This window comes from Flavobacterium seoulense (assembly GCF_000695795.1).
Lineage (GTDB): Bacteria > Bacteroidota > Bacteroidia > Flavobacteriales > Flavobacteriaceae > Flavobacterium > Flavobacterium seoulense.
This window is the reverse complement of record NZ_JNCA01000017.1, coordinates 54843-67641: the sequence shown is the minus strand read 5'-3', so window position 1 is coordinate 67641 and position 12799 is coordinate 54843. Positions and strand designations below refer to the sequence as shown.

At 33.7% G+C, this 12799-nt stretch carries 14 protein-coding genes and 4 tRNA genes; 1 reads left to right on the top strand and 17 read right to left on the bottom strand.

Going from position 1 to position 12799, the window contains the following annotated elements; genetic code table 11:
• Position 1 precedes the first annotated feature (1 nt).
• The 13 genes from rplK to FEM21_RS09480 form a co-directional block, all read right to left on the bottom strand.
• Positions 2 to 439, bottom strand: coding sequence for a 50S ribosomal protein L11 (gene rplK, locus FEM21_RS09540; protein ID WP_008466923.1), 438 nt, complete (start codon positions 437 to 439; stop codon positions 2 to 4).
• Between the two features lie 66 nt (positions 440 to 505).
• Positions 506 to 1057, bottom strand: a complete 552-nt coding sequence (gene nusG / locus FEM21_RS09535) for a transcription termination/antitermination protein NusG (protein ID WP_035659887.1) — start codon at positions 1055 to 1057, stop codon at positions 506 to 508.
• A gap of 8 nt (positions 1058 to 1065) precedes the next feature.
• Positions 1066 to 1263 (bottom strand): preprotein translocase subunit SecE, encoded by a 198-nt coding sequence (gene secE / locus FEM21_RS09530; protein WP_035660065.1) that lies wholly within the window; start codon positions 1261 to 1263, stop codon positions 1066 to 1068.
• 18 nt (positions 1264 to 1281) lie between these two features.
• Positions 1282 to 1352, bottom strand: a tRNA-Trp gene (locus FEM21_RS09525).
• A 51-nt stretch (positions 1353 to 1403) separates the two neighbouring features.
• Complete coding sequence (tuf, locus tag FEM21_RS09520; RefSeq protein WP_035659885.1) at positions 1404 to 2591, bottom strand: elongation factor Tu; 1188 nt, start codon at positions 2589 to 2591, stop codon at positions 1404 to 1406.
• A 54-nt stretch (positions 2592 to 2645) separates the two neighbouring features.
• Positions 2646 to 2717 (bottom strand) — tRNA-Thr (locus FEM21_RS09515).
• A gap of 117 nt (positions 2718 to 2834) precedes the next feature.
• A tRNA-Tyr gene (locus tag FEM21_RS09510) sits at positions 2835 to 2915 on the bottom strand.
• 62 nt (positions 2916 to 2977) lie between these two features.
• Positions 2978 to 3051, bottom strand: a tRNA-Thr gene (locus FEM21_RS09505).
• A 90-nt stretch (positions 3052 to 3141) separates the two neighbouring features.
• On the bottom strand, positions 3142 to 3444 hold the full coding sequence (gene hpf / locus FEM21_RS09500) for a ribosome hibernation-promoting factor, HPF/YfiA family (protein ID WP_035659882.1): 303 nt from the start codon (positions 3442 to 3444) through the stop codon (positions 3142 to 3144).
• Positions 3445 to 3462: 18 nt separating this feature from the next.
• Complete coding sequence (locus FEM21_RS09495) at positions 3463 to 4371, bottom strand: tyrosine-type recombinase/integrase (protein WP_035659880.1); 909 nt, start codon at positions 4369 to 4371, stop codon at positions 3463 to 3465.
• 73 nt (positions 4372 to 4444) lie between these two features.
• Complete coding sequence (gene rpsU / locus FEM21_RS09490; protein WP_035659878.1) at positions 4445 to 4639, bottom strand: 30S ribosomal protein S21; 195 nt, start codon at positions 4637 to 4639, stop codon at positions 4445 to 4447.
• A gap of 146 nt (positions 4640 to 4785) precedes the next feature.
• The gene (locus FEM21_RS09485; protein ID WP_035660063.1) at positions 4786 to 5928 is read right to left on the bottom strand and encodes an acyl-CoA dehydrogenase family protein; all 1143 of its coding nucleotides are present in this window, start codon (positions 5926 to 5928) and stop codon (positions 4786 to 4788) included.
• A 14-nt stretch (positions 5929 to 5942) separates the two neighbouring features.
• Entirely contained in the window at positions 5943 to 6833 is an 891-nt protein-coding gene (locus FEM21_RS09480; protein ID WP_035659877.1) for a ComEA family DNA-binding protein, read from the bottom strand.
• A 185-nt stretch (positions 6834 to 7018) separates the two neighbouring features.
• On the opposite strand from FEM21_RS09480, the gene FEM21_RS09475 reads away from it, so the two are divergent.
• Complete coding sequence (locus FEM21_RS09475) at positions 7019 to 8656, top strand: amino acid permease (RefSeq protein WP_035659875.1); 1638 nt, start codon at positions 7019 to 7021, stop codon at positions 8654 to 8656.
• A 63-nt stretch (positions 8657 to 8719) separates the two neighbouring features.
• Here the strand turns inward: FEM21_RS09475 and FEM21_RS09470 are convergent, their stop codons facing one another.
• The 4 genes from FEM21_RS09470 to FEM21_RS09455 form a co-directional block, all read right to left on the bottom strand.
• A complete protein-coding gene (locus tag FEM21_RS09470; protein ID WP_035659873.1) occupies positions 8720 to 8947 on the bottom strand; it encodes a PspC family transcriptional regulator in 228 nt (75 codons plus the stop codon).
• Between the two features lie 77 nt (positions 8948 to 9024).
• Complete coding sequence (locus FEM21_RS09465; protein ID WP_035659871.1) at positions 9025 to 10296, bottom strand: DUF2851 family protein; 1272 nt, start codon at positions 10294 to 10296, stop codon at positions 9025 to 9027.
• 66 nt (positions 10297 to 10362) lie between these two features.
• Complete coding sequence (locus FEM21_RS09460; protein ID WP_035659869.1) at positions 10363 to 10845, bottom strand: 3'-5' exonuclease; 483 nt, start codon at positions 10843 to 10845, stop codon at positions 10363 to 10365.
• 7 nt (positions 10846 to 10852) lie between these two features.
• Positions 10853 to 12772: a putative porin gene (locus FEM21_RS09455; protein WP_236353598.1), complete on the bottom strand. Its 1920-nt coding sequence runs from the start codon at positions 12770 to 12772 to the stop codon at positions 10853 to 10855.
• Positions 12773 to 12799 lie beyond the last annotated feature (27 nt).

The following is a 12799-nucleotide window of genomic DNA, read 5'->3' as shown; positions in this document are numbered from 1 at the left end:
ATTAAAAAGGAGCGTCTCCTGATACAGTTATACCCATAGATCTAGCTGTTCCAGCAACCATACTCATAGCTTTCTCGATTGTAAAAGCATTTAAGTCTGGCATTTTGTCTTCAGCAATAGTTCTAATTTGTTCCCAAGTAACGCTAGCTACTTTTTTACGATTAGGCTCACCTGAACCAGATTTTAGCTTTGCAGCTTCCATTAACTGAACTGCTGCAGGAGGAGTCTTAACAACAAAATCGAATGATTTGTCTTTATACACAGTAATTTGTACTGGGCATATTTTGCCAGGTTTATCTTGTGTTCTAGCATTGAACTGCTTACAGAACTCCATGATATTAACCCCAGCAGCTCCTAAAGCAGGTCCAACCGGTGGCGACGGATTCGCAGCACCTCCCTTAACTTGTAGTTTAACTACCTTACTAATTTCTTTAGCCATTTTTTAAAAAATTTAACACAACAATTTACGGAAGCAATTGAAGTGATTATTATAGTGTAACGAAAATTATACTTTTTCTACTTGCATAAAACTTAATTCTAATGGTGTTTTTCTTCCGAAAATTTTAACCATAACCTCAAGTTTACGCTTTTCTTCATTAATTTTTTCAACTGAACCATTGAAACCATTGAAAGGTCCATCAATAACCTTAATTGTTTCGCCCAAGCTGAATGGAATTGATTTAGTGTCTGTATTAACAGCTAATTCATCAACCTTACCAAGCATTCTGTTTACTTCTGAAAGCCTTAATGGAACCGGTTCACCTCCTTTAGTCTCACCTAAAAACCCAATAACACTAGTTATCGACTTAATGATGTGAGGAATCTCACCAACCAAATTTGCTTCTATCATAACATAGCCAGGAAAATATACTTTCTCCTTAACTAATTTCTTACCTTCTTTTACAGATACTACTTTCTCAGTAGGAACAAGAACCTGAGACACATAATCAGACATCCCTAATCTAGCGATTTCTGTTTCTATATATGCCTTAACTTTATTCTCTTGTCCGCTTACTGCTCGAACAACATACCATTTTTTAACATTATTATCTGCCATAATAAAAACTAAGCTTTGATCCAGTTAAAAAATCCTGCTAATGCTTTTGTAAAAAACTCATCTACTCCCCAAGTTGCTAAAGCAAATAGCACTGAAAAAATAGCTACAACAATTGTTAGTTTTTGTACCTCAGCCCATTCCGGCCAAGTTACATTTGACTTCAATTCTTCAAATGATTCAGATATGTAATTAACAATTTTTGCCATTATGATATATTTTTTTTGCACGGGCGGAGGGATTCGAACCCCCATCAACGGTTTTGGAGACCGCTATTCTACCCTTGAACTACGCCCGTAAATATATTCAGTGTCGTTATAAAACGACACTGAATAAAATTATTTATAAATTACTCTACGATTTCAGTTACCTGACCCGCACCTACAGTTCTACCACCTTCACGGATAGCAAAACGTAAACCTACGTTCATAGCAATTGGAGACAATAAAGCAACATTGATAGTTAAGTTATCACCTGGCATAACCATCTCTACTCCTTCTGGTAAAGTAATAACTCCTGTTACGTCAGTTGTACGTACGTAGAACTGTGGACGGTAGTTATTATGGAATGGAGTATGACGTCCACCTTCTTCTTTTTTCAAGATATAAACCTCAGCTTTGAAAGTAGCGTGTGGTTTTACTGAACCTGGCTTAATAATAACCATACCACGCTTGATATCAGCTTTATCAATACCTCTTAACAATAAACCTACGTTATCTCCAGCTTCACCTCTGTCAAGGATTTTACGGAACATCTCAACTCCAGTAATAGTAGAAGTTAATTTTTCAGCTCCCATACCAATGATTTCAACAGGATCTCCAGTATTAGCAACTCCAGTTTCGATACGACCTGTAGCAACAGTTCCACGACCTGTAATTGTAAATACATCCTCAACTGGCATCAAGAAAGGTTTTGCTACGTCACGAACTGGCTCTTCGATCCAGTTATCAACAGCTTCCATTAATTCAAGAATTTTAGGAACCCAAGCAGCATCATTATTCAATCCTCCTAAAGCAGAACCTTGGATTACTGGACAGTTGTCACCATCATACTCGTAGAAAGATAATAAATCTCTGATTTCCATCTCAACAAGCTCTAATAACTCAGCATCATCAACCATATCCACTTTGTTCATAAAAACAACGATACGTGGAATACCTACCTGACGTCCTAAAAGGATGTGCTCACGAGTTTGTGGCATTGGACCATCAGTAGCAGCAACTACTAAGATAGCACCGTCCATTTGAGCAGCACCAGTAACCATGTTCTTAACGTAATCCGCGTGACCTGGACAGTCTACGTGAGCGTAGTGACGGTTAGCTGTTTCATACTCTACGTGAGATGTATTAATAGTAATACCTCTTTCTTTCTCTTCTGGAGCGTTATCAATTTGATCAAAAGACTTTGCTTGACAGTATCCTGCATCAGATAATACTTTAGTGATCGCAGCAGTCAAAGTAGTCTTTCCGTGATCTACGTGTCCGATAGTACCAATATTTAAGTGCGGTTTCGAACGATTAAAACTTTCTTTTGCCATTTTACTTAATTTTTAATCTTAGTTATATATTAATTTCAATTTCTTACTTAATTGAGCCAATGTCGGGATTTGAACCCGAGACCTCTTCCTTACCAAGGAAGCACTCTACCCCTGAGCTACACCGGCAGAGTTTTAATTTTAGATTTTAGGCTATTGATTTTAGATTAAAATAAAAAAAACAAACCAAGTTCTTTTTTTTCGCTAAATCTAAATTCTGAAATCATTAATCTAAAATCAAAATCGTGGGGAGAGCAGGATTCGAACCTGCGAAGTTCACACAGCAGATTTACAGTCTGCCCTCGTTGGCCGCTTGAGTATCTCCCCTCTTCTTTATTTTTAATATTGTTTTTTAACCAAATCAAAACAACACTACTGCTTTCTTTTAGAGCCGGCGGAGGGACTCGAACCCACGACCTGCTGATTACAAATCAGCTGCTCTAGCCAGCTGAGCTACGCTGGCAGTATCAATAAAAAAGTCCGCTATTTCTAACGGACTGCAAATGTATAGATTTTATCTCTCAATCAAAACATTTTTTAAAAAAAATTTCAATTATATATGAGTTCTTATTTTTTCTTTTCTTTTCACTAGCAAACGCTCTAATGATTCTGCCGATAATTCCACCGCCTCTTCAAAGGTTTTACATTGTTTTTTTACCACAAAATCATCTCCAGGCACATTAATTTTAACCTCTACAATTTTGTTTTCTTTTTCACTCACATTATCCACCTTTAAATAAACATCTGAAGAAACCACTCTGTCGTAGTATTTTTCTAATTTATCCATTCTTCCTTGAACAAAATCAACTAATTTCCCATCAACATTAAAGTTAACAGCATGAACATTTACCTTCATAATCAATATTTTTTATGGTTAAACTTCAGAATCATTACCACCTCTAGGATGTGCTCCAACATACACTTTTTTCAACTCCGACAAACTGTTATGAGTATAAACCTGCGTTGAAGCTAAACTAGAATGCCCTAACAACTCTTTAACTGAATTCAAATCGGCTCCGTTATTCAACAAATGAGTCGCAAACGTATGTCGTAACATATGCGGACTCTTTTTTACCTTTTCAGAGACTTCACTAAAGTATGAATTTATCAATCGATAAACAAACGATTCACTCAATTTTAACCCTTTTTTTGTTAGAAAAAAATATTCTTCATCCCTAACAAACCCTAAATCATCTCTTTTTTTAAGATACAATTTCATCTGATTCATCACCACAGCTAAAACAGGAATTATCCGCTCTTTATTTCGCTTACCCAAAACCTTAATAACCGAATTAGAAAAATCAACCGCATCCAATCGTAACGAAATCAATTCAGCCCTACGAATCCCTGTCGAATACAACAACTCAATCAACAACCTATCCCTAACTCCTTCAAAACTATCCTCAAACGAAAAACCATCCAAAACAAGATTCACTTCTTTTTCCGAAAAAGGAATTTGAATTTTCTTAGAAACCTTCAAAGACCTATGTTTCAACAAAGGATTGACTTTGATTTGTTTTATTTTCAAAAGAAATTTATAAAAAGCTTTTAGCGAAGCAATCTTTCGATTAACAGAGACAGAAGACAAACCACAATCAACCAAAGAAACAATCCACGACCGAATTTGAACATACTCAACATTATCAACAACATCCTGCCCAAAATTCACTTTATTGAATTCCTGAAAATCCAACACATCTTTCACATAAGCACACAGCGTATGTGGAGAATATTTTTTCTCCTTTTGAAGATAATCCGCAAATGCATCTAAATTTGTAACCATAAAAAAACCGTTAGCATCAAATTTATAAAAAATCTGACCACTAACGGTATTATTTTATTTCAAAAAGAAACTATTAACTCTCTAAGCTATCTTTCAAACCTTGGATGTAAGCAGCTTTTTGGAATTTCATTCTATTTTTAACTGACGGCTTAATGAAAGCTGTACGAGCTCTTAATTGACGAACTGTTCCAGTTTTATCAAATTTTCTTTTATAGCGCTTTAATGCTCTATCGATATTTTCTCCGTCTTTAATTGGTATAATTAACATAATTTTGACACCTCCTCTCGTTAAGGCTGCAAAAGTAGAAATTAATTATTAATTATTAGTTATGAATTGTAAATTATTTTTCTAAAAAAGAAGATAGAGAACAGAACAAAGAAAATAGATTTTATACTATCTTTATTCTTCATTATTTACTCTTTCAATAAGTTTCTCGATATAACCACTTTCTGAATCTCGGTAGTTCCTTCGCCAATAGTACACAACTTAGCATCTCTATAAAATTTCTCAACCGGAAAATCTTTGGTAAAACCATAACCTCCGTGAATCTGAACGGCTTCATTAGCGACTTTTACACATACTTCTGAGGCATACATTTTAGCCATTGCTCCCGCAGTTGTCACCGGACGATGCTGCTCTTTTAAGAAAGCCGCTTTATGTAACAACAATTCTGAAGCTTCAATTTCAGTAGCCATATCTACTAATTTAAACGAAATTCCCTGAAATTCAGAAATAGGTTTACCAAATTGCTGTCTTTCTTTCGAATATTTTAAAGCCGCTTCATAAGCTCCTTTTGCAACACCTAATGACAATGCTCCAATAGAAATTCGTCCGCCATCCAAAATTTTCATTGCCTGAATAAAACCTTCTCCTACTTCACCTAATCTATTCGCATCGGGAACGCGGCAATTATCAAAAATCAATTCAGCTGTTTCGCTAGCACGCATTCCTAATTTATTTTCTTTTTTCCCTGAAGAAAAACCTTCCATTCCTTTTTCAAAAACAAAAGCAGTCATCCCTCTGGAATCTCCTTTTTCACCCGTTCGAACAATTACCACCGAAATATCTCCCGAAATAGCATGCGTAATAAAATTTTTCGCTCCGTTAACAATCCAGTAATCACCATCTTTTTTAGCGGTTGTATTCATCCCAGCAGCATCTGACCCTGTATTATGTTCCGTCAATCCCCAAGCCCCTAAATGTTCTCCGGAAGCCAATTTAGGAACCCATTTCTTTTTTTGTTCATCATTTCCAAAAGTCAAAATATGATTCGTACACAATGAATTATGTGCCGCTACCGACAAACCTATTGACGGATCTACTTTAGAAATCTCTTCTACAATAGTAATATATTCGTGATACCCCAAGCCTGAACCTCCTAATTCTTCCGGAACCAAAACTCCCATAAATCCCATTTCACCTAATTTCTTAAACAAAGGAACCGGAAAAGTTTGAGCTTCATCCCATTCCATGACATATGGTTTAATGTTTTTATCGGCAAAATCCCTTATAGACTGGGCAATCATATTTTGTGTTTCACTGTAATCAAAGTGCATCATTATGGCTTTTTTTAAAAGTCCAAATATAAACCAATTATATTTTCTTTATCAACTGGAAAACCTTTAATTTTTATTAAATCGCCAGCGTTCTTAATATCTCCATGCATGCTTCTGTAAATCACAATCTCCCGAGCCAAATTATACCTGAAATAAGGAAACTGAGCCAATTCTTTTACAGATGCATTATTGATATCTATTTTCTTTACATTCGGCAAGACCTTTACTTTAAAACTTTCGTTTAATTTTTCGATTACTTCAGGTGATAATCCCCAAATATCTTTCATTTGCTCCATCGAAACAAAACCACCTAAACTTTCTTTAAATTTTAAAATCCGCACAGAAAGCGCCTCACCGATTCCATATATTTTAATTAAATCTTCCTGAGTTGCCTGATTAATATCTTTGACAACTATTTTATCTTTTTTCGAAAATTGAAATGAATTAACATTTGACGAAACAACTGATTTCGACATTTGCTTATTTTTCACCCAATCAGGAAATTTAAAATAAGGAGAAATCACATTTAATAAAGAATCAGAAACTCCGGTAACATTTTGAAATTCTTCTGCAGAATTTACATATTTATTTTCTTTTCGAAAAGCAAGCAACTTATCTATCTCCGTGACCGACATTCCTAATTTATAACCTTTATAATCCGTAATAAAGTTAGGATTGAAAGGATATATTTTAATAGTCTTTTGGTTTTGCAATTTTGCTATCGAATCTATTTCAGAATGTAACGAAAGCCACTTTTGTTCTTCCGGATCTATTTTTGTTGTATTTTTAAAATCAACCAAATAATAAATCATTTGCAAAATCACAATTATACTAAACAACCCAAGAATACCTTTTTGCTGTTGCTTTGTAAAATTAAAATAAGTCTTATTTCTTTCAAAATTCATCTTACTTTGTAAATAAGTTTTTTCTTAAATAAATATAGGAAATAAATTTTTCAATCGAATTATTTTTTGAATAAAAATTAAACTTAAAAACACTTTAACATAAATTTTACAACTTAAAGTCAAAGTCATTGTTTTTTTCATAAAAAACTATACTTTTGAAAATTCATAACCTAAAAAAGCAAATCATGTCTATTTGGAGAAGAAAACCACTAACTCAACTTTTAGCCGAAGCCGAAGATTCTGAGAAAGGATTAAAGAAAACATTAACCGCCCCAGGCCTTGTTGCATTAGGTATTGGAGCCGTTATTGGAGCAGGATTATTTTCAATAACCGGTCTTGCAGCTTCACTAAATGCTGGTCCGGCCATTACCATTTCTTTCCTTATCGCAGCAATAGGTTGTATTTTTGCAGGTTTGTGTTATGCTGAATTTTCTTCTATGATTCCTGTTGCAGGAAGTGCTTATACCTATTCATTTGCAACAATGGGAGAATTTATAGCCTGGATTATTGGCTGGGATCTTGTTTTAGAATATGCTGTGGGAGCAGCAACAGTATCAATAAGCTGGTCGCGGTATTTAGGTAAATTTTTAAGCGGCTACGGAATACACTTTGACGATGCTTATACACTTTCTCCATTTGAAGGAGGGATTATCAATCTTCCGGCAGTATTTATTGTAATGATTGTATCATTAATTTTAATTCGCGGAACAAAAGAATCTGCTTTGTTCAACGGAATTATTGTTTTATTAAAAGTTGCCATTGTATTAACTTTTATTGCTGTGGGATGGCAATACATAAGACCAGAAAATCATGTTCCATACATTCCTGAAAACACGGGTAAATTTGGAGAATTTGGTTTCTCAGGAATTATTAGAGCGGCAGCAATCGTATTTTTTGCTTACGTAGGTTTTGACGCTGTTTCAACCGCAGCGCAAGAAGCTAAAAATCCAAAAAGAGATATGCCTATTGGTATTTTATTATCATTAGGGATTTGCACAGTATTATATATATTGTTTGCTCACGTTATGACGGGTGTTATCAATTATCAGGCTTTTGCCGGTAAAGACGGAATTGCTCCTGTTGCCATTGCCGTTGAAGCGATGGGACCTACCGGAGCAAACGGAATGATTACTCCTTCTTATCCCTGGTTAAACAATGCTATTTTATTAGCTATATTAGCAGGTTATGCTTCAGTGATTCTTGTACTTTTAATGGGACAAAGTCGTGTCTTTTTCTCTATGAGTAGAGATGGATTGATCCCTAAAGTCTTCTCTGAAGTTCACGAAAAATTCAGAACACCTGCTAAAAACAACTTACTTTTCATGGTTCTCGTGAGTATTTTTGCTGCCTTTGTACCAGCAAAAGTTGTTGGCGAAATGACTAGTATAGGTACATTGTTTGCATTTATTCTAGTTTGTTTAGGCGTATTAATTATGCGTAAAAAAATGCCAGAAGCACCTAGAGCTTTTAGAACTCCTCTCGTTCCTTTTGTACCTATTGCCGGAATTGCTGTGTGTTTATTTATGATGGTATTTTTACCTTTAGACACATGGATTCGTCTTATTGTCTGGATGATGATCGGTTTTGATTTGTATTTATTCTACGGAATGAAAAACAGTCATTTGAATCCTGAAGGATATAGCTTAGGAAACAAAAAAACGGTTGCAGGTTCTGGTTTAGCAATGGTATTTATACTTATCGTAGTTGCTTTTATCCATCACAGTGATCCTACTTTAGATGACAAATATTTATTTTATTTCTCATTACTTTTTGCATTAGTACATACATTTTTATATGGCTACATGTTTAAAAGACCTAAATAAAATTATCATCAAAATAAAAACGGACTCTAAATTATTTTAGAGTCCGTTTTTATTTGGTGCAAATTACAAATCAAATACTGATGTTCGCTTAGCCCTTATTAAATCCTTTAAGCGAATCCAAAAGGCCAAAGTCAAATAAACTCCAAAACCCAATCCAACAGTTACAAAAGAAATATAAATAAAAAACAAGCGCACACTGGTTACACGCATTCCCAATTTATCTGCAAGACGCGAAGAAACATGAAATCCGTATTTTTCGAAGAAAAACTTCAATTTAATTATCGCCGACATTATATTCTTTTTTTGATATTGGGTAAAATTACAAAATTATATTATTTAAGTATTGGCAAATTAATAAATTAAAGAAATCAGCAGTTTTTCAGTAATTCCATACCAATAGCACAATCTAAACATTTGGTCTTATTACAATATTCATTTTTCAATTGTATTAAAGATTGTGTTTCAAACGAATTATTCGCTTTTATTCCAAACAAATTAAATTTATCAATAATAGCATTTTTTTCTGGAGCAACTGCTGTGAGCATTGTTATTAAATCTTCCGAAATTTCTTTTCCTAAACTTTTTGCATAAGCAAACTGAATAGGAACAATTGTATTAATCAATACTAAATCTACAAAAGATCTGGAAAGCTTTTTATTTTTCTTAGGGCTTTCTTTATCGAACTGATAGTGATTTTCCCAATATGTCGAAGTATTTACTTGAAACAAATCATAAATTATTTCCAGCGAAGTAACATTTAAAATTTTCGAAAAAAGATTTTGGTGTAGGTGATACAAATGTGCTAATTGCGAAAGTCGAATAGTCGGAAAATTATCCGGACGATGTTTAAAAAACTGTACTTGAAATTCGCTTGAAGTTTCTAATTGGTATTTATGCAGCAAATAAAAATACCTAAATTTTAAATCTTTAAAATAAGTATCTTCTTTATCTGAATTCAGTAAAGCAGCTTTACCCAGCAAAAGCGCTTCTAAATTTTCGACCTCAAAACTTTCTTTTCTAATAATCGAAAAAGGAATGGATTCTGCTATTTTTAAAAAAGATTCTCCATTTGTATTCAAACCAAAATTTTTAGCCAACATACAGAATAAGACAGCTTCCCAATCATTATTTGTCTTTTCTAAAAGCTCGTAAATAGCTTTTGATTTTCGTTCTAAGCGTTCAAAAAACAAACGTTCCTGCCAATTCCTCAACACAAACTCATCTACATCCCGCAATTGTTTTTCGCATAGAATCCATGATTTGGGAGTCATTAATTTTTGATAATTGATTAAAACATCTTTGCTGACGTAATTTTTTAGTTCTAAAACCGGAATTTCGGTATTATTTTTTCTAAAAACTTCGGTATCATGTTCCCAAACTACATGAAGAATTACATTATCATAAGCCGCATCTTTTTCATGATTGTGTACATACCAATCGGAAGATTTTAAGTGAATTTCGACATTACCAGCCCATTTTTGGTTGCCAATGATAATTTGGGCATTAAAAAAATCAGGTCCGGCTAATTGTAAATATTGCCCAAAATTGATAATAGTAATTTCCTGATCATTGGAAGTTTTTAAATTTAGAGTATCAAACTTCCTGAATTTCCAGAGGTAATGTAAAAAATCTTCTTTCATGGTGTAAAGACTTTAAAAATCAACACACCTAATTTAATGAAAAAACTTACATGAAAAAGTTTTTTTTTATTGTCGAAGAAAAAGCTGAGCACAAGCTCTGGCATCAGACAAAGCTTCGTGATGATTCAGTTTAACATTCATTTCGCGACAGCAATCGCTCAACTTAGTAGGTTTAATTCCTTTTGCCTTGTAGATTTTCACAGTACATTCCCAGCGGGATGCAATATTTAAATCTTCATAATTTAAACCGTAATACGCCATTGATTTTGCCAAAACATTTCGATCAAAACTTTCATTATGAGCAACAATGACTCTGTTTTGAAGTCGCTTTTGAATTTCCGGAAAAACCTGAAGAAAGTTTTTGGCTCTGGCCGTATCACTTGGATAAATACCATGAACCTGAATTGTAAATGGCGAATACAAATTATTAGGCGGCTGAATTAAAGTAACAAATTCATCAATGACAATTCCGTTCTCGACCGTTACAATCCCTACAGAACAAGGATGAAAAGCGGTTGCAGTTTCAAAATCGATTGCGGTAAAAGTCATTTGATTATTAGTTAAAGAAGTTCCAAATTAAACCAAAACGAATCGTCATATCACGATACGGATTATTTGGTGCAGAATAATAATTATTACCTGTATAAGCCGCGTTAAAATGTTCGGCTTTTATGTAAATTCTGGTTCTCTGAATTTTAGCATTGATAAAGAAATCAAGATTAGGATAATTGCCAATTTCTTTTTTCTGTTGTACAAAAAACTCCCCAATTACCGGATTGTAATCATTAGCAAAATAATTTGTAAAATAATTAAAAGTCACACCAGCCTGAAGAAATAAAGCTCTGCTAAAGAAATAATTCGTGTAATAAATGGTATTACGTGTCACTAAATCAGGAACATTTAATATGGCATCATTTTGATCTACTTTTTGATACAAAACAGTATTATTCAAGGCAAATTTTCCAAAAGTAATTTCCTTACTCAATTTAAGAGAAACATATTTTATCGTTCCGCCATATTGATTTGGAGCAATAATTTGCTGTAGCTCATTAGTTGCAATATTTTCAAAATACAAATGATCTGTCAATGTAGACAGGTTCAAAGAAGCGTCAAACCAAGGCGTAACAGCACTTCCGCTAAGAACATTGATTTTTTCGTTTTTAAAATTATTAGACCAGTTGTAATTCACATAATTACTTTGGAACAAATTATAATTATCATTAGGCAATTTATTCAGGTTTTGGTATCCAAAAACAAACTGAAAATCATCATTCAAATCATAATTTAATTTGGCATCCAAATTAGATAAGGACTGATCTGTAATCGATCTGGAAAGCAGGAATTTACCATGCCATTTATTTTTTTGATATTCATATTGACCACCAATACTATTAATGTTTCGGGATAAACTGGATGGAACAACATCATTATCTCTAATTAATATTCGGTTATAATAATAATTGCTGCGGAAATCATCTATAAAAAACTGAAATTCACCCAGTGTGGTATTCTCATACTTTAAAGCAGCTTTATTGTACATTTTGTTGTAACGGGTTTGGTCTTTAAGCCCCGAAGCCATAATAGCATCACCAAAACGAACTACAGACTGTGTCCCTACCGCAGAAAGTATAGTAGGCTGATAGTATTCGAAAAATTTATTCTCGTAATTCAACTGATGCATTACATATAAATTATTGGCTGCATGAGTTGGATTCACTCTAAAACTATTATCTACAAATGTACGTTTAGCTTTCAAGAAAGACTCAGCATCAGTCAAAAAAACCTGTAAACGCTGTCTGTTATTAAAATTTGGATCTTCGCCTTCGAAATTATCTGTTGTTGTAATTCCGCCATTTTCTTCGCTCAAAGCATCTTGTCCCGTAAAATGGGCATTTAAATGATAACGATGACTCGTAGTGTGATAACTTGCTGTAAACCTAAAACTTCCGGTACTGGTTAACTGATTAATATATTTTCCTTCTGAACGTAATCCTTTGTAAGCAATAGAAAAATTAAGATTTGGCGAAAGATTTAATGTAAAAAATGAATCTACTGAATGTCCTTTTCCAATGGTTGATCTAAAAAATAATTCGGTTACAGGAGTTGCAACAGAACTATATCTGATTTGGTTCGCTTCTAAAAAATTAAAGTGCTTTGCCTTAAAACCAAATTCAGGATAAGGTGAACTATCGGTCACAGTATATTGCAATGTGTTATAAGGCTGACCTTCATTCGAAAAAGCTAATAATCCAAAGAGATCACGGCGAAGATAATTCATCGTATATTCTCTTTGAATAGTTAATGCAGTATCTAAATAAGTCGTATCCCGCTCTAAAGTGATAAAACGATACATATCTATTGAGGCCACCTTAGCGGTATCCTTTTCATTTTTCCCTTTCAGCCTGTCTGAAAAACTTTGTTTAGGTTTTTCGTTTTCCCTAGGATCTTTTTTCGAATCTTTCTGTTGAGAAAACATCAATATTGGCAGTGCTAAAAAATATAT